The following is a 16189-nucleotide window of genomic DNA, read 5'->3' as shown; positions in this document are numbered from 1 at the left end:
GTGCGTGCCGGGGTTCGGGTCGGCGTCGACGTCGGAAAGGCGCGGATCGGCGTCAGCCGGAGCGATCCCGACGGCATGCTCGCTCTGCCGGTGGAGACGGTCCGGCGTGCGGACGATGAGAGCGACATAGCTCGCATTCGGGAGCTTGTCACGGAATTCGGAGCGGTCGAGGCTATCGTCGGTCTACCGCTTTCCCTTTCCGGCGCGCACACGGCATCCACAGACGACGCGACGGACTTCGCCGACAGGATCGCCGTTGCGTGCGGCATTCCGGTGCGGTTGGTGGACGAGCGGCTGTCGACCGTGTCGGCGCAATCCGGGCTGCGTGCCGCGGGTCGCACCACGCGGAACTCCCGATCTGTCGTGGATCAGGCAGCTGCGACGGTAATTTTGCAACACGCGCTCGACGCCGAACGGTCGAGCGGAAGGCCCCCAGGAACTCTCGCGGACCCGAATAGAGGATCTCAGTCGTGACCCAGCCCGTTCCGCCCGGCTCCCCCCAGCCGGACCCGTCGCTCAATGGTGAGCGGCCGCCGATGACCCGCCGCGAGGCCAGGGAGCGTGCAGAGCGGGCCGCGGCGGGGCAAACCGGCCCGACGCCGACCGCGCCGATCGAGGCATCGTCAGCAGCACAGACAGCGGAACCTGCAGATGACAACGGATTTCAGCAGTCGTTCTGGAGCTCGCTCGAGGTGCAGGATGAACCGCAGGGCGCACCGGCCGGGCGCACGGCAGCCGACGCACGGGAGCCCGTCTCGACGGATACCCGACCGCACGTCTGGTCGAGCCTCGAATATCCGACGGACGGAAAGCAGGGCAAGCGCGGCGGCCGTTCCGGCTCCGACTCCGGCGGTGTGCCGCCCCGCAAGAAAAAGCGTCGCTGGCTCGTCGTCACGATCGTCGTCGTGGTCATCCTCGGCCTCTTCGCCGGAGCCGGCGCCTACGTCTGGAGTGCGTTCCAGCCCGAGGTGCGCAAGCTTCTCGCGCTCAACGAACCCAACGACTACACCGGTTCGGGGACGACACCGGTGACGATCACGATCAAGGACGGTCAGAACGGCGGCGACGTCGCCAACACCCTGCAGAAGGCCGGCGTGGTCAAGACGTACGATGCGTTCTACTCCCTCCTCTTGCAGACCAAGCCCGATCCGGTGTTCCAGCCGGGTGTGTATCAGGTCAAGAAGGAGATGAGCGCGAAGGCCGCGCTCACCGCACTGCAAGATCCCAAGAACAAGCTCGAACGCACCCTGACCATCCCAGAAGGCGACACCGAGGCGACCATCCTCCCGGCTCTGTCGAAGACGACGGGCATTCCACTCGCCGAACTGCAGGCGGCGGCGAAGCCCGCCAACTTCGGGCTGCCTGCGCAGGCCAAGAACCTCGACGGGTTCCTCTTCCCCGCCACGTACACGTTCGACCCTGGCGTCGACGCCAAGACCGTGGTCAAGACGCTCGTCGACCGCGCGTTCCAGGCACTCGACGAAGACGGTGTGCCCGCCGACAAGCGCTGGAACACGGTGACCCTGGCATCCGTCGTGCAGAAGGAGGCCGGCAGCGTCGCCGATATGGGCAAGGTCGCGCGGGTCTTCCAGAACCGGCTCGATCAGGGCATGCCGCTCCAGTCGGATGCCACCGTCGCATACGGAGCAGGCGTGAAGACCGTCTTCACGACGGACGCGGAGCGTGCCGACGCGAACAACCTCTACAACACCTACGCGCACGACGGCCTGCCGGTCGGTCCGATCTCGAACCCCGGCGACGACGCGATCAAAGCGGCGATGAACCCGACGCCCGGCCCGTGGCTGTACTTCGTGACCGTCGATCTCAAGAACGGGACGACCGTGTTCTCGCAGACCGAGTCCGAGCACGAAGCGGCCGTTCAGCAGCTACAGGACTGGTGCAACGCGAGCGCGGCCAACGATGCCTACTGCAAATGACGGCGTGCGCGAGCTGGCCGTGCTCGGCTCGCCGATCGCCCATTCGCAATCGCCGGCCCTACACTCCGCTGCGTACGCCGTGCTCGGCCTTCACTGGAACTACGGTCGTGCGGATGTCACACCCGACGCCCTCGCCGAGTTCGTCGCCTCGCGGTCGGATGCCTGGCGTGGCCTCTCGCTGACGATGCCGCTCAAGCAGTCCGTGCTGCCGCTCGTGGCATCGCTCGACGCGACAGCGCGGCTCACCGGTGCTGCCAACACGATCCTGTTCGACGCGGATGCGGCAGGCGAACGCGTGCTCAGGGGATTCAACACCGACGTCGCCGGCATCGTTCGCGCGCTGGCCGCAGCGGGAACGACGCGGGCGAAGTCCGTGCTGATCTGGGGCGGGGGAGCCACGGCGGCGTCGGCGGTGATGGCCGCGGCGGAGCTCGGCGCTGAACTGGTGACGGTGCAGGTGCGCGAGCCCGGTCGTGCCGCTCACCTGGTGGAGCTGGGTCACGCAGTGGGACTGAGGGTCGACATCCGCCGTTTCGGTGAGGATGCCGCCGAACGTCCCGATCTCGTGATCAGCACGCTCCCGGGTTCGGCAGGGGCGGCAGGAGCCGCCGGCGACATCGTCAGCGGCGAGTCGACTGCGGCGGCCGCGGGGGAAGGGGCGCTCCTGCTCGACGTCGCCTACGACCCGTGGCCGACGGAGGTCGTGAAGGTGTGGAGCCTCCTCGCTCACGAGCGCGGCGGCCGCACGGCCCCGCTCTCCGGGCTCGCGATGCTCGTGCATCAGGCTCTGCTGCAGGTTCGCGTCTTCGTGATGGGCGATCCCGAGCGCGAGGTGGCGCATGAGTCGGACGTGCTTCAGGCCATGCTCACCGCGGTAGGACTCGACGCGTCAGGGCGTCGCTGAGGCGACATCCGACGAGCGGGACGGCCCCGCGCAGCATGCCAGAATTGACACCATGCTTCGTTGGCTCACCGCAGGGGAATCGCACGGCCCCGAACTCGTCGCCGTTCTCGAGGGCCTCCCGGCCGGTGTGCCGGTGACCCTGGATGACGTGCGTGCCGATCTCGCGCGGCGCAAGCTCGGCTACGGACGAGGCGCCCGCATGAAGTTCGAACAGGACGAGCTGGCGTTTTCCGGCGGCGTTCGCCACGGTCTCAGCATGGGCAGCCCGATCGCGCTGCGCATCGGAAACACGGAGTGGCCCAAGTGGGTCGACGTGATGAGCCCGGAGCCGGTCGACCCCGAGAAGCTCGCGACCGGTCGCGGTGCGGCGCTGACCCGTCCGCGGCCCGGTCACGCCGACCTGGTCGGCATGCAGAAGTACGGCTTCGACGAGGCGCGTCCTGTGCTCGAGCGGGCGAGCGCGCGCGAGACCGCCGCGCGCGTCGCGCTGGGCGCGATCGCCAAGTCGTTCCTCGCCGAGCTCGGCATCACCTTCGTCAGCCACACACTCGCCATCGGTCCCGTTCGGGTGCCGGATGGCTCGCCTCTGCCACTTCCCTCTGACGTCGACACCCTCGACGCCGACCCGCTGCGCTGCTTCGACCCGACGACCTCCGCGCTGATGGTCGCCGAGGTGGACGCCGCGCACAAGGACGGCGACACGCTCGGCGGCGTCGTCGAGGTGCTCGCGTACGGCGTGCCTGCTGGACTCGGATCGCACGTGCAGTGGGATCGCAAGATCGACGGCCGACTCGCGCAGGCCCTGATGAGCATCCAGGCCATCAAGGGCGTCGAGATCGGCGACGGCTTCGAGACCACCCGCCGCCGCGGTTCTGCCGCGCACGACGAGCTCGTCACCGACGGCACGACCATCTCTCGCACGAGTGACAAGGCCGGCGGCACCGAAGGCGGCATGACCACGGGCTCGCTGCTGCGGGTGCGTGCGGGCATGAAGCCCATCGCGACGGTGCCGCACGCCCTGCGCACCGTCGACGTCGCCACAGGGGATGCCGCGCCGGCGCATCACCAGCGGTCGGACGTCTGTGCCGTGCCCGCCGCCGGAGTGGTGGCAGAGGCCATGGTCGCCCTCGTCGTCGCGGACGCAGTGCTCGAGAAGTTCGGCGGCGACTCCGTGCAGGAGACCGCACGCAACCTGAGGGGCTACCTCGACGCCATCCCTGCCTCCTTGCATACGGAGACCGTGCGCGCGTGACCATCGTTCTGATCGGGCCGCCCGCGTCGGGCAAGTCCCGGGTCGGCAGGCGACTGGCACGTCGTCTCGGCGCCACGTTCACCGACACCGACTCCGCGATCGTCGCCGAATACGGGCCGATCTCGGAGATCTTCGCCCGCGAGGGCGAGCCGTACTTCCGCGTGATCGAGCGTGAGGCCGTCGTACGCGCCCTCGAGGGCGGCGGCGTGATATCGGTCGGCGGGGGAGCGGTGCTCGACCCGGAGACGCAGAAGGACCTCGCGAACGCGCGAGTCGTGCTCCTCACCGTGTCGCCCGACGCGGTCGCTGCGCGCATCGACGACGGCAAGCGCCCGCTCGTCAGCGGTCTCGAGTCATGGCAGGCGCTTGTCGAGTCGAGGATGCCGCTCTACGTGTCTCTTGCCGACTATCGAGCCGACACCTCGCGGCGTCCCATCTCGATCATCGTCGAGGAGATCGCCGCATGGTGGGAGCACCAGGAGGAGCAGAACGCATGACCGCAGCAGACGGCAGAGACACGACCGAGTTGCGCGTGACGGGTGCGAACCCGTACGGCATTCGGGTCGGGCGGGGAATCCGATTCGACGCCGCCGAGCTGCTCGGACCCGACGTGCGCAGCGTGCTCATCGTGCACCAGCCGACGCTGGCCGCCGCAGCCGGCGAGTTGCGCGAATCGCTCGCCGACCGCTACCAGGTGCTGCTCGCGGAGGTGCCGGACGCAGAGGCTGCCAAGCGTGTCGAGGTGGCGGCGTTCTGCTGGCAGATCATGGGCCAGGCCGACTTCACCCGCAGTGACGCCGTCATCGGCTTCGGCGGGGGAGCCGCGACCGACCTCGCGGGCTTCGTCGCAGCGACCTGGCTGCGTGGTGTACGTCTCGTGCAGATCCCCACGACCGTGCTCGGCATGGTGGATGCGGCGATCGGCGGCAAGACCGGTATCAACACAGCAGAGGGCAAGAACCTCGTCGGGTCGTTCTACGCGCCGGCCGGTGTGCTGTGCGATCTCGACACCCTCGACGCACTTCCGCGCAACGACCTGCTCGCCGGCTACGCCGAGGTCGTCAAGGCCGGGTTCATCTGGGCGCCTGAGATCCTCGACAACGTCGAAGCCGATCTGGATGCCGCGACCGACCCTCGAAGCCCGGTGTTCCGCCGCAACGTCGAGCTCGCCATCGACATGAAGGCGAAGGTCGTCAGCGAGGATTTCCGCGAGGCGGGACTGCGGGAGATCCTCAATTACGGCCACACTCTCGGACACGCGATCGAGCACGCCGAGCGCTACCAGTGGCGCCATGGCGCCGCGGTCTCCGTCGGCATGGTCTTCGCTGCAGAGCTGGCGCGACTCAGCGGTCGACTGTCGGATGCCGTCGCCGACAGGCACCGCAGCATCCTGACGTCTCTGACGCTCCCGACCACCTACCCGGTCGGACGCTGGGACACGTTGCTCGCCGCGATGCGACGCGACAAGAAGACCCGTGGCACCATGCTGCGCTTCATCGTGCTCGACGGCCTCGCGCGTCCCACCGTGATGCAGGCGCCCGACGAGTCTCTTCTCTTCGCCGCCTATCAGGAGGTCGGATCGTGACCGAGGGACCCCGTCGCCTGTTGCTCGTCAACGGGCCGAACCTCAACCTGCTGGGTGTGCGAGAGCCCGAGATCTACGGGCACGAGTCGCTTGCGGACGTCGAGGCGCTGACCGTCAAGACCGCCGGGCTGCATGGCTACGAGGTGCGGGCTGTGCAGAGCAATCACGAGGGCGTGCTCATCGACGCCATCCACGACGCGCGCCTGGACTGTTCGGGCATCGTGATCAACCCCGGCGGCCTCACGCACACGTCCGTCGTGCTGCGCGACGCGCTCTCCGGAGTCTCGTTGCCCATCGCCGAGGTGCACATCTCCGACGTGATGGCCAGGGAGGAGTTCCGGCACTTCTCCTATGTGCGGGATGTCGCCGTCGTGCACGTCATCGGTGAGGGCGTCGCGGGCTACGCGACAGCGGTGACGAAGCTCATCGAGGTGATCGCAGGGCAGGCCGCTGGATGACCCACGACGCGTCGGCCGAATGATGACCGTGGTGCCGGCACGGGATGACGGCAGGGGATGACGGCAGAGGATGACGGCCATCGCGGCGGATTCACGGACGGCACCCGGTAGACTCGCCTGATGGTCGGCGCCGTCGATGCGCCTTGACCGTCCGACTTTCTCTCGTTTTCTCGAAGGATCAACACGCATGGCATCCGATACCGCTGACATCCGCAACGGCGCCGTCCTCAACATCGACGGCCAGCTCTGGACCGTCATCGAGTTCCAGCACGTCAAGCCGGGCAAGGGCGGCGCGTTCGTGCGCACCAAGCTCAAGAACGTGGTGAGCGGCAAGGTCGTCGACCGCACGTACAACGCGGGCACGAAGCTCGAGTTCGAGAACGTCGACCGCCGCGAGTACCAGTACCTGTACAGCGACGGCGACGGATTCGTGTTCATGGACACCAGCGACTACGACCAGTTCACGGTGCCGGGCACCGTCGTCGGCGACGCTGCGAACTTCATGCTGGAGAACCAGAACGTGACGATCGCGATGAACAACGGCAACGCGCTCTATGTCGAGCTGCCGGCGTCCGTCGTGCTCGAGATCACCTACACCGAGCCCGGTCTGCAGGGCGACCGCTCGACGGGCGGCACCAAGCCGGCGACGGTGGAGACGGGCTACCAGATCCAGGTTCCGCTGTTCCTCGAAACCGGCACCAAGGTCAAGGTCGACACCCGCACCGGGGACTACCTCGGTCGCGTCAACGACTAGTGAGCGCCAGGACCAAGGCTCGCAAGCGCGCCATCGACCTGCTCTACAGCGCCGATGTGCGTGACATCCCGCTCACCAAGGCGCTTGCCGACGAGGCACAGCGTGCTGCGAGCGAGCCCGCGCGCGAAGCATCGTGGCTGTACGCACGCGAGATCGTCGACGGGGTGATCGACCACAGCGACGAGATCGACGAGCTGATCCAGACCTACTCGCAGGGTTGGACGCTGGAGCGGATGCCCGCCGTCGACCGCGCCATCCTGCGGATGGGTGTCTGGGAGCTGCTCTACAACCCCGAGGTGCCCGACGGGGTCGCGATCTCCGAGGCGGTCGATCAGGCGACGACGCTGTCGACGGATGACTCTGCCAAGTTCGTCAACGGTCTGCTCGCCAAGATCAGCACGGCCGTCGCTCACTGACGGGAGATCACGAGGGATGACCAGGAACATCGCCAGACGCATCGGCGCTCTCGTGCTGGGTGCGGCCATCGTCGCCGTGCTGGCCGCCTGCACACCTTCGGGCGGCACTCCCGCGCCGTCCAGCACGGGGAAGCTGCCGACCGGCGTGACGGGCGCGGCGAACTTCGACAAGGGTGCACTCGTCGTCGGCGACGGCAAGACGAAGGTCGACACCTACATCGATCCGATGTGCCCGTTCTGCGGCGAGTTCGAGAAGGCCAACGGCCGAGCTTTGGCGCAGTTGGTCAACGACGGCACGATCACGCTGAGCATCCACCCGTTGAACTTCCTCGACCGCAACTCGCAGGGCACGAACTATTCGTCGCGCGCAGGCAGCGCCCTGACGTGCGTTGCGGCATCCGATCCCAAGGCGACTCTCACCTACCTCGCGGCGTTGTACGCCAATCAGCCGGAGGAGGGGTCGTCCGGGCTGACCGACGCGAAGCTGACGTCATTGGCGCACGGCGTGGGTGTCACCGATGTGGACTCCTGCATCGCGTCGAACAAGTACGAGGCGTGGCTGACGGCGAACACGCAGGCGGCGGTGAGCGGCCCGATCCCCGGCGCTGACATCCAGTCGATTCAACAGACGCCGACCGTGCTCGTGAACGGGCACTCGTACAAGGGAAGCATCACCGACACGAAGGCGCTCGAGGCCTTCATCGCCTCCGGCGGCAAGTCCTGAGGTAGCAGGATGGTCGCGACCTGATGCGTCGCAATGATGCACGCACACAGGATGATCGATAGGCGATTCGTGTCGTCGTGTTTGATCTCGACGATGTCGTGCGGCACTTCTTGCCTGAGCATGTCTCCGGCATCGAGGCGGCCACGGCCCCGGAACTGAACCCTCGAGAAGGATTTCGCATCCTCGCATCCGTGATCGACGAGGTCGCCACCGTGCCGCAGTGCCGCGGAGGTCAGAACCGGTCGGTGAGCGCCGCGATCTCGTCGAACTTCTTCTTGATCTCGGGCAATGTGGCCGTGCCGTCCCGGTAGGCCTGCTTGGACATGTCGACGTCACCAAACCGGAGCCTGCCGGAATCGCTGTCGATGACATCAGCGACGAGCAGTTCACCGGTCTCGCGGTCGAACCCGCACTCGATCTTGACGTCGACATAGACGCCGCCCTGCTGCTTCCAGGCCTCCTCGATGACCTCGAAGGATGAGAGGGTCAGGCCTCGAAGGCGGCCGATGAGTTCAGGCGACACGCTGGCATAGCTGCTCTCACTCAACGGCGTCTCGCCGATCAGGTCTCCTGCCCTTGCGCCATGACCGCTCGCCTTGGCAGCCACCAAGCTCGGCACGTAGCGGCGCAGCATCCCGGCGCCAAAGTCGAACTCCAGCAGCGGATCATGATGGGCGTCATCCTTCTCGAAGATCTCGAAGACCAGCTCGTCAAGGCGCTGTCCCTCGGCGAGCTCTGGGAAACGGTCGCGATAGCTGCCGGTGACGTAGCGGCGTGCCACCAGCTCGAGCGGGATCATCGCCACGTCGCGCGCCCGGAAGGTGACCTGGTCGACTCCGTTCACGTAGTGGGTCGGGATACCGTGTCGCTCCAGCAGCCGGAACACGTTCTCCGTCGTCCTCGTAGATGCCGCAGCCTTGCCGTCCAACACGTCGTGTCGAGCACCGTCTTCGGCCGTGATGTCATCCTTGCTGCGAACGAGCACCTCACCGTTCCCCGCTTCCTCGATGACCTTGGTCTTGCCCTCCGCCACCACTCGGGCGAGTCTCGCCCATGCGGTCTGCTTCGTGACCCCGAGCGCCCTGCCGATCTCGGTCCACGAGCGTCCCTGCTCCCTCGCCATGGCCACCAGGAGGTCCATCTTCGACTCGATCTCGCGCACCATCCCCGCTCCGGCGTAGACGCACACCAAGGGGTCAGCCACGCCGTCGAGCTCGGAAAGGTCGTTCGGCAGCGAGAAGCGGGCCGACCACAGGCCGCCTTTGAACGGGGGCGGCGCGGCCGTCCCGAGAAAGATGTCTGCACCTTCCAAGTGCAGAGCCCAGTCAGCGTGCTCAGCCACAATCGATTCCTCTCGTCAGGAAGTACTGACGTCAAGAATACCTGACGTCAGTACTTACTGACGCTGCTGACTCATACCTCAGGCGTCAGAGGTCGAGGAAGTCCGCCAGCCAGGTGCGCGTATGTGCGAGGCATCCGGTTGACACGGGCCGGCATCCGGCGAGTCGATCGTGGGAGAAAGTGCGCGGTTGTCCCGCGTGCCGGTCTTAGAACGGCGGCGGGTCACTGTCGTATCCGGTGGGTGTTCGGACCCGGATGCCGCCGTCGGGTTTGGGGTCGAGTCGGATGCGGGTGACGGACTTGAGTCGGTGCAGTCGTTTCTTCAAAGGGAGGAGGTTGGCGACATCGGTGGTGCCGCCGTGTTGGTACTCGATGACATCGTCGAGCTCAGCGTCGGGCGCCAGATAGGGGGCCGAGTCGTCGTCGAGTCCGTAGCGGAGTTTCAGCCAGCGGCGCTGATCGGCGGTCGGGCGGTAACTGCGCCGGTCCAGCGACAGCTGTGCAGGCGCTATCGGATCGTTCAGAACCCGGCGGAATGAGGGCGCATCGCGCAGGCACGCGGCGGCCGATCGCGGGTCGATGGGTCCGTAGCCGAGGAGTTCGGCGAACCTGCCCTCCGCATCGATCAACACGATCGGCTGAACCGTGGTCGCCCCGGGCGTGCCGTCGCCGCTCGCCCAGGCGACGAGAGCATCGGCGCGCAGCTGCTCCTTGGTGCGAGACTCGTCCGGCACCTGGCGCATCGTGGTGGCTGTCGCCGAAAGGCGCGCATCGATGCGTGCCAAGTCCGTCATCGGCGCGTAGAGGTGCAGCCATCCCATCGCGTCCTCTGCCGGCTCGACTACCACGCGCCGCTTCTGCCGTGCGAGGGCATGCCGTTCCTGCAGCGAGTCGCGACACAGACGCTCTCTGAGCACCCGGCATCGACGTGCGAACTCTCCGGGGCGCAGGCCCGTGACGACGAGGGACAGTCGCTCGTCGAGCTTCGCCATGATCTCGCTCGACACGATGCCCGTCGCATTGTCGACCGCAGCGCGAACGTGCTGCGGCGAGATGCAACCGGACAAGAAGAGTTCGCACAGTCGGGGGAGCGAATCGGCGAGCATGCCCGCCTGACGGTCGTAGTCGCGCACCAGGTTCTCGCTCAGATGGAGGCGTTGCGCGAGATCGAACGCCACAGAGCGTTCGGCGAAGTCGATGTCGTTCACACCCGGCGACCTCGTGGAGGCGCCGACCGGCACGTAGATGCGCGGATTCTCCCTGGCGATCTCGAATGCCTCGTGCACCGCGAAGATCTGCTGCGCCGCGAACCGGTTGGCCATCGTCTGCAGATCGACAGCGTCGTCGAAGGCGAACCCGATGATCTCCTCCGCCGACACCGCACGAACGTCGACGGCAGGGAAGTCGTCTTCGTCGGTCATCCAGGTGTCGTACATATCTTCGATAGTGCAGCATGCCACCGACATTCTCGGACCGCGAGGCAGCTGCCTGTACCACCCGACTCCGCGGTGGTACACTTAGCCCATGCCCACCGCGCTGAACCGCATCCAGGTGACGCAGACGCCTCCCGTCGAGAAGGCGCTCGAGATCGCAGAGAGGGAGTGGCCTGGTACGCCACGTTCCGAGCTCATCACGCGTTTGATGACCGCAGGAGCCGACTCCATCGCCACTGCGCGCGCCGAGCGCCGGGAAGCACGCCGCAAGGCACTGGAGGAGAGTCGCGGAACGGTCGACTATCCGCCGGACTATCTCGAGGAACTGCGGAAGGACTGGTCGGCGTGATCGTGCTCGACGCGAATGTCGTGATCGCGCATTTCTCGGTCAGCGACGCCCATTCCGAAGCGGCGCTCGACATCCTCGACACGGAAGAAGAGCTCGCGATCCATCCGGTCAACCTGGCGGAGACGCTCGTGCATCCAGCAGAGGACGGAACCGAGGAGCAGACTCGGCGTCGACTGGACGCCATCGGTATCGGTCAATTGCTCCCACCGATCGACGAGCCGCTCGCGGTCGCTCGGCTCCGCGTCGAGACGAAGCTGGGGTTGCCGGACTGCTATCCGCTCGCCGCCGCGCTGCACACCGGAGCGACGCTCGCCACCTTCGATGGGCGCCTTGCTTCAGCTGCGCGAGAACGCGGCCTCGACGTGCTCGGCGCCGACGGAGCCTCCTGATAGGCTCGGCGGTCGAAGGCATCCTTTAACGAGCCGTCCTGTGAGGCGGGGAAGGAGGTCGGCATGGGCGCACGCACAGTGCTGCAGCAGGCTGACATAGCCCGGGCGTTGACTCGGATCGCTCACGAGATCCTGGAGTCCAACCGGGGTTCTGACGATCTCGTCATTCTCGGCATCCCGACCAGGGGAGTGACCTTGGCCAGACGCCTCGGCGAGACGATCGCACGCATCGATGACGGGGCCACACCGCCGGTCGGCTCGCTCGACGTCACGATGTATCGGGACGACCTCGCGAAGCACCCGACCAGGACGCCGTCTCCGACCAGCGTTCCGGTCTCGATCGACGGAACGACCGTCGTGCTCGTGGACGACGTGCTCTTCTCCGGGCGCACGATCAGGGCAGCACTCGACGCGCTGAGCGATCTCGGCCGCCCCAAGGCGGTGCGGCTCGCCGTGCTCGTCGACCGCGGGCACCGGGAGTTCCCGATCCGCGCAGACTTCGTGGGCAAGAACCTCCCGAGCTCCGCGAAGGAGCGCATCAACGTTCGCCTGACCGAGGTCGACGGCGACGACGCCGTGACCATCGACGGGGGCGAGTCCTGATGCGCCACCTGCTCAGCACTCGCGACCTCGATCGCGACACCGCGGTAGGCATCCTCGACGTCGCTGAGGACATGGCGGATGTCTCGACGCGCGAGGTCAAGAAGCTTCCCGCCCTGCGCGGCAAGACTGTGGTCAACCTCTTCTTCGAGGACTCGACCCGCACTCGCATCTCGTTCGAGGCTGCGGCCAAGCGGCTCTCGGCCGATGTGATCAACTTCAGCGCGAAGGGGTCGAGCGTCTCCAAGGGCGAAAGCCTGAAGGACACTGCTCAGACGCTCGCCGCGATGGGAGCCGACGCGGTCGTCATCCGTCACTCCGCATCCGGCGCACCGCACACGCTGGCCTCCAGCGGCTGGATCGACGCCGGCATCCTCAACGCGGGGGACGGCACGCACGAACATCCGACCCAGGCGCTGCTCGACGCCTTCACCATGCGCAAGCGCCTGCACGGAGCGGCGAGTCGCGGCAAGGACCTCGACGGGCTTCGGGTCACCATCGTCGGCGACATCCTGCACTCCAGGGTCGCAAGGTCGAACGTGTGGCTGCTCGACACCCTCGGCGCCCAGGTGACGCTCGTAGCACCGCCGACCCTGTTGCCGGTCGACACGGGGGAGTGGCCAGCGACGATCGGCTACGACCTCGACGCGGCGATCGACGACGACCCCGACGTGATCATGATGCTGCGCATCCAGGCTGAGCGGATGAACGCCGCGTTCTTCCCCAACACGCGCGAGTACTCGCGTACCTGGGGCCTCGACGCCGAGCGGTTGGCCAGGTTGCGTCCCGATACGATGGTGATGCATCCGGGGCCGATGATTCGCGGCCTGGAGATCTCGGCCGCAGCGGCCGACTCGCCTCGTTCGCTGGTGCGCGATCAGGTCGCGAGCGGAGTCTCCGTGCGCATGGCTGCGCTCTATCTGCTGCTGTCAGGCGATCGGGAGGTCGAATAGTGTCACGCGAACGGTTCTTCATCGAGGGAGCGACGCTCGCCGACGGGTCGACGGCCGACATCCTGATCTCCGAAGGGACCCTGACGGTCGGGGCGGATGCGAGGGCCGCGGCGCAGGATGCCACGCGCATCGATGCCTCGGGACTCATCGCCCTTCCAGGACTGGTCGACCTGCACACGCACCTTCGTGAGCCAGGATACGAGCAGAGCGAGACCGTGCTCACGGGAACCCGTGCCGCGGCCGCCGGCGGATACACCACGGTGTTCGCCATGGCGAACACCTCACCCGTCGCCGACACGGCCGGCGTCGTTGAGCAGGAGCTCACGCTCGGGCAGGCGGCAGGCTATGCGACAGTGCAGCCGATCGGCGCCGTCACCGTCGGTCTGAAGGGCGAGCGGCTTGCCGAGCTCGGCGCCATGGCCGCGTCGCGAGCACGGGTCCGCGTCTTCTCAGACGACGGCATGTGCGTCTTCGACCCGCTGCTGATGCGCCGCGCACTGGAGTACGTCAAGGCGTTCGACGGCGTCATCGCCCAGCACGCGCAGGAACCGCGACTCACCGTCGGAGCGCAGATGAACGAGGGAGCCCTCTCCGGCACGCTCGGACTCGCCGGATGGCCGGCCGTTGCCGAGGAGTCGATCATCGCCCGCGACGTGCTGCTCGCCGAGCACGTCGGCAGCAGGCTGCACATCTGCCACGTCTCGACGGCGGGCTCGGTCGACATCATCCGCTGGGCCAAGGCCCGCGGCATCGACGTCACCGCCGAGGTCACGCCGCACCACCTGCTGCTCACCGAGGAGCTCATCGCCGGGTACGACGCGCGCTTCAAGGTCAACCCGCCGCTGCGGCGCGAAGAAGACGTGCAGGCGCTGCGCTCCGCTTTGGCCGACGGGACCATCGACATCGTCGCGACCGACCACGCTCCGCACCCGATCGAGGCGAAGGACTGCGAATGGGATGCCGCGGCGAACGGCATGGTCGGTCTCGAGTCCGCGCTGAGCGTCGTGCACAAGGCCGTCGTCGAGACGGGAATGCTCGGCTGGAACGATGTCGCTCGCGTGATGTCGGAGGCTCCGGCAAGGATCGGACGCGTGGACCGAGGCCGGCCGATCTCCTCGGGCTCGCGTGCGGATGTCGTGCTCTACGACCCCGCCGGCGCCGAGGTCTTCGCCGTCGACCGCCTCGCAGGCAAGGGCGTCAACTCGCCTTACCTGGGACGAGAACTCCCGGGACGGGTGCGATGGACGTTCCACGGCGGAACGGCGACGGTGCGCGACGGATCGCCGATCGGCACGGACGAGGCCGCGACGCTGGCGAAAGAGGGTGAACAGCATGGATAAGCTCTGGCCGACCCTGCTCATCCTCGTCGTCCTCGCCCTGATCTTCGTCGGCATGTGGTGGGGCTGGCGACGACGTGCTCGCCGTGACGCGGCGCTCGTCGTGCCGAACACGCTGGATGCTCCCGGCGAGCAACTGCTGACGGTGCAGGCGCTCCACGTCGCGACGACGTACCACGACAAGCCGCTCGACCGCGTGGTGGTCGCCGGGCTGGCGTTCCGGGCGAACGCGGGCGTCACCGTCTGGGCCGGTGGCGTGACCATCGCTGCTCCTGGCGAGCCGAACGTCGCGATCGCCGCCCCGGCCATCGTCGGCGTCGGCGCCGCGACCTGGACGATCGACCGAACCGTGGAGCGCGACGGCCTCATTCTGCTGGCGTGGCACACGGCCCCGACTGCCGCCGACGACGCCGTGCTCGACACCTACCTTCGCGTGACCGACCTCGACGATCGACACCGTCTCGAGGCGGCCATCCGCAACACCATTCACCACACCACCGGAAGCGAGACCTGACGTGGCAGACGAAGTGACCTTTTCCTCTCCGACCGCCGGCGCGGTCGGCGCGCGCCGCGAGCCAGCGGTGCTCGTGCTGGAGGACGGCACGCGATACGAGGGCCGTGGATACGGCGCGCTCGGCAGCACGCTCGGCGAAGCGGTGTTCGCCACCGGCATGACCGGCTACCAGGAGACCCTCACCGACCCGTCCTACGCGGGCCAGATCGTGCTCATGACCGCACCTCACATCGGCAACACGGGCATGAACGACACCGACAAGGAGTCGGAGCGCATCTGGGTCGCCGGGTTCGTGGTGCGAGAGCCCTCTCGTGTCGTCTCGAACTTCCGCGCTCAGCGCAGCCTGGACGACGACCTCTCGACGAGCGGCGTCGTCGGCATCAGCGGTATCGACACGCGGGCGGTCACCAGGCATCTCCGCTCGGCGGGCGCCATGAAGGCCGGCATCTTCTCCGGACCGGATGCCTCTCTCACACCCGGCGAGCAGCTCGAACTCGTGCGTACGGGTGCCGACATGCGCGGGCAGAACCTGTCGTCCGTCGTCTCCACGCCGGAGCGCTACACGATCCCGGCGCGCGGCGAGCGCATCGGGTCGGTCGCGGTGCTCGACCTCGGTGTGAAGACGAGCACGCTGAACTACCTCGCCGAGCGCGGCTTCGACGTGGTGGTGCTGCCGGAGACCACGACCGCCGATGAGATCATGGAGCTGCAGCCCAGCGCGCTGTTCTACTCGAACGGGCCAGGCGACCCCGCTGCCTCTGACGACCATGTCGAGCTGCTGCGCACGCTGCTGCGCAACGACCTTCCGTACTTCGGCATCTGCTTCGGCAACCAGCTGCTCGGGCGCGCGCTCGGCTACGGAACGTACAAGCTGCCGTTCGGCCACCGCGGCATCAACCAGCCGGTGCTCGATCGTGCGACGGGACGCGTGGAGATCACGGCGCACAACCATGGCTTCGCCGTGGATGCCCCGATCGACGAGATCAGCGAGTCGGCAGCCGGCTTCGGACGCGTCGAGGTGAGCCACTACGACCTCAACGACAACGTCGTCGAGGGCCTGAACTGCCTCGACATCCCGGCGTTCAGCGTGCAATACCACCCGGAATCGGCGGCTGGGCCGCACGACGCGAACTACCTGTTCGATCGCTTCCGCGACCTGGTGCTCAGCCGCAGCGACGCCGACGGTCAGGACGAGCCGACGAAGAAGAAATCCAAGAAGAACAAGGACGGGGACGCCTGAGCC

General features: G+C 67.3%; 19 protein-coding genes. 17 read left to right on the top strand and 2 right to left on the bottom strand.

Annotated elements, in window-relative coordinates; all coding sequences use genetic code 11:
• From ruvX to ACYVDN_RS04105, 10 genes are all read left to right on the top strand, one after another.
• The gene (gene ruvX / locus ACYVDN_RS04150; protein ID WP_460568734.1) at nucleotides 1-474 is read left to right on the top strand and encodes a RuvX/YqgF family protein; all 474 of its coding nucleotides are present in this window, start codon (nucleotides 1-3) and stop codon (nucleotides 472-474) included.
• Complete coding sequence (mltG, locus tag ACYVDN_RS04145; RefSeq protein WP_460568732.1) at nucleotides 471-1937, top strand: endolytic transglycosylase MltG; 1467 nt, start codon at nucleotides 471-473, stop codon at nucleotides 1935-1937. The genes ruvX and mltG overlap by 4 nt, the downstream gene beginning before the upstream one ends.
• A complete protein-coding gene (locus ACYVDN_RS04140; RefSeq protein ID WP_460568730.1) occupies nucleotides 1921-2841 on the top strand; it encodes a shikimate dehydrogenase family protein in 921 nt (306 codons plus the stop codon). The genes mltG and ACYVDN_RS04140 overlap by 17 nt, the downstream gene beginning before the upstream one ends.
• 52 nt (nucleotides 2842-2893) lie before the next feature.
• On the top strand, nucleotides 2894-4093 hold the full coding sequence (aroC, locus tag ACYVDN_RS04135) for a chorismate synthase (protein WP_460568728.1): 1200 nt from the start codon (nucleotides 2894-2896) through the stop codon (nucleotides 4091-4093).
• Nucleotides 4090-4590, top strand: a complete 501-nt coding sequence (locus ACYVDN_RS04130; RefSeq protein ID WP_460568726.1) for a shikimate kinase — start codon at nucleotides 4090-4092, stop codon at nucleotides 4588-4590. Before aroC ends, ACYVDN_RS04130 begins: the two co-directional genes overlap by 4 nt.
• A complete protein-coding gene (gene aroB, locus ACYVDN_RS04125) occupies nucleotides 4587-5678 on the top strand; it encodes a 3-dehydroquinate synthase family protein (protein WP_460568724.1) in 1092 nt (363 codons plus the stop codon). Before ACYVDN_RS04130 ends, aroB begins: the two co-directional genes overlap by 4 nt.
• Nucleotides 5675-6136, top strand: coding sequence for a type II 3-dehydroquinate dehydratase (locus tag ACYVDN_RS04120; protein WP_460568722.1), 462 nt, complete (start codon nucleotides 5675-5677; stop codon nucleotides 6134-6136). The genes aroB and ACYVDN_RS04120 overlap by 4 nt, the downstream gene beginning before the upstream one ends.
• A gap of 187 nt (nucleotides 6137-6323) precedes the next feature.
• Nucleotides 6324-6890 (top strand): elongation factor P, encoded by a 567-nt coding sequence (gene efp, locus ACYVDN_RS04115; protein ID WP_460568720.1) that lies wholly within the window; start codon nucleotides 6324-6326, stop codon nucleotides 6888-6890.
• Nucleotides 6890-7306 carry a transcription antitermination protein NusB gene (gene nusB, locus ACYVDN_RS04110; protein ID WP_460568718.1) on the top strand — a complete coding sequence of 139 codons (417 nt, stop codon included), beginning with the start codon at nucleotides 6890-6892 and terminating at the stop codon, nucleotides 7304-7306. The genes efp and nusB overlap by 1 nt, the downstream gene beginning before the upstream one ends.
• 16 nt (nucleotides 7307-7322) lie before the next feature.
• Nucleotides 7323-8030, top strand: a complete 708-nt coding sequence (locus ACYVDN_RS04105; protein WP_460568716.1) for a DsbA family protein — start codon at nucleotides 7323-7325, stop codon at nucleotides 8028-8030.
• A 232-nt stretch (nucleotides 8031-8262) separates the two neighbouring features.
• On the opposite strand, the gene ACYVDN_RS04100 is transcribed toward ACYVDN_RS04105, so the two are convergent.
• Both ACYVDN_RS04100 and ACYVDN_RS04095 read right to left on the bottom strand, forming a co-directional pair.
• Complete coding sequence (locus tag ACYVDN_RS04100) at nucleotides 8263-9372, bottom strand: phosphoribosylaminoimidazolesuccinocarboxamide synthase (RefSeq protein ID WP_460568714.1); 1110 nt, start codon at nucleotides 9370-9372, stop codon at nucleotides 8263-8265.
• Between the two features lie 205 nt (nucleotides 9373-9577).
• Entirely contained in the window at nucleotides 9578-10792 is a 1215-nt protein-coding gene (locus tag ACYVDN_RS04095; RefSeq protein ID WP_460568712.1) for a DUF222 domain-containing protein, read from the bottom strand.
• Nucleotides 10793-10895: 103 nt separating this feature from the next.
• Here ACYVDN_RS04095 and ACYVDN_RS04090 point away from each other — a divergent pair, with 103 nt between their 5' ends.
• The 7 genes from ACYVDN_RS04090 to carA all read left to right on the top strand — a co-directional run bounded on the left by ACYVDN_RS04090 (nucleotide 10896) and on the right by carA (nucleotide 16186).
• On the top strand, nucleotides 10896-11153 hold the full coding sequence (locus ACYVDN_RS04090) for a hypothetical protein (protein ID WP_460568710.1): 258 nt from the start codon (nucleotides 10896-10898) through the stop codon (nucleotides 11151-11153).
• Nucleotides 11150-11542 (top strand): type II toxin-antitoxin system VapC family toxin, encoded by a 393-nt coding sequence (locus ACYVDN_RS04085; RefSeq protein WP_460568708.1) that lies wholly within the window; start codon nucleotides 11150-11152, stop codon nucleotides 11540-11542. Before ACYVDN_RS04090 ends, ACYVDN_RS04085 begins: the two co-directional genes overlap by 4 nt.
• A gap of 63 nt (nucleotides 11543-11605) precedes the next feature.
• The gene (pyrR, locus tag ACYVDN_RS04080; protein ID WP_460568707.1) at nucleotides 11606-12145 is read left to right on the top strand and encodes a bifunctional pyr operon transcriptional regulator/uracil phosphoribosyltransferase PyrR; all 540 of its coding nucleotides are present in this window, start codon (nucleotides 11606-11608) and stop codon (nucleotides 12143-12145) included.
• Nucleotides 12145-13095: an aspartate/ornithine carbamoyltransferase family protein gene (locus ACYVDN_RS04075; protein WP_460568705.1), complete on the top strand. Its 951-nt coding sequence runs from the start codon at nucleotides 12145-12147 to the stop codon at nucleotides 13093-13095. The genes pyrR and ACYVDN_RS04075 overlap by 1 nt, the downstream gene beginning before the upstream one ends.
• Nucleotides 13095-14435, top strand: a complete 1341-nt coding sequence (locus ACYVDN_RS04070; protein ID WP_460568703.1) for a dihydroorotase — start codon at nucleotides 13095-13097, stop codon at nucleotides 14433-14435. Before ACYVDN_RS04075 ends, ACYVDN_RS04070 begins: the two co-directional genes overlap by 1 nt.
• Entirely contained in the window at nucleotides 14428-14946 is a 519-nt protein-coding gene (locus ACYVDN_RS04065) for a PH-like domain-containing protein (protein WP_460568701.1), read from the top strand. The genes ACYVDN_RS04070 and ACYVDN_RS04065 overlap by 8 nt, the downstream gene beginning before the upstream one ends.
• 13 nt (nucleotides 14947-14959) lie before the next feature.
• On the top strand, nucleotides 14960-16186 hold the full coding sequence (gene carA / locus ACYVDN_RS04060) for a glutamine-hydrolyzing carbamoyl-phosphate synthase small subunit (protein WP_460568699.1): 1227 nt from the start codon (nucleotides 14960-14962) through the stop codon (nucleotides 16184-16186).
• The last annotated feature ends 3 nt before the right edge of the window (nucleotides 16187-16189 follow it).

Source organism: Humibacter soli (assembly GCF_054779035.1).
The sequence above is the reverse complement of the archived record's forward strand: the minus strand, read 5'-3'. Positions and strand labels throughout refer to the sequence as shown.

What these genes read in the sequence shown, in the direction of transcription:
- ACYVDN_RS04140 (WP_460568730.1), top strand. Translation starts at nt 1,921, where the DNA reads ATGCCTACTGCAAATGACGGCGTGCGCGAGCTGGCCGTGCTCGGCTCG.
- aroC (WP_460568728.1), top strand. Translation starts at nt 2,894, where the DNA reads ATGCTTCGTTGGCTCACCGCAGGGGAATCGCACGGCCCCGAACTCGTC.
- aroB (WP_460568724.1), top strand. Translation starts at nt 4,587, where the DNA reads ATGACCGCAGCAGACGGCAGAGACACGACCGAGTTGCGCGTGACGGGT.
- efp (WP_460568720.1), top strand. Translation starts at nt 6,324, where the DNA reads ATGGCATCCGATACCGCTGACATCCGCAACGGCGCCGTCCTCAACATC.
- ACYVDN_RS04105 (WP_460568716.1), top strand. Translation starts at nt 7,323, where the DNA reads ATGACCAGGAACATCGCCAGACGCATCGGCGCTCTCGTGCTGGGTGCG.
- ACYVDN_RS04095 (WP_460568712.1), bottom strand. Translation starts at nt 10,792, where the DNA reads ATGACCGACGAAGACGACTTCCCTGCCGTCGACGTTCGTGCGGTGTCG.
- ACYVDN_RS04090 (WP_460568710.1), top strand. Translation starts at nt 10,896, where the DNA reads ATGCCCACCGCGCTGAACCGCATCCAGGTGACGCAGACGCCTCCCGTC.
- pyrR (WP_460568707.1), top strand. Translation starts at nt 11,606, where the DNA reads ATGGGCGCACGCACAGTGCTGCAGCAGGCTGACATAGCCCGGGCGTTG.
- ACYVDN_RS04075 (WP_460568705.1), top strand. Translation starts at nt 12,145, where the DNA reads ATGCGCCACCTGCTCAGCACTCGCGACCTCGATCGCGACACCGCGGTA.
- ACYVDN_RS04065 (WP_460568701.1), top strand. Translation starts at nt 14,428, where the DNA reads ATGGATAAGCTCTGGCCGACCCTGCTCATCCTCGTCGTCCTCGCCCTG.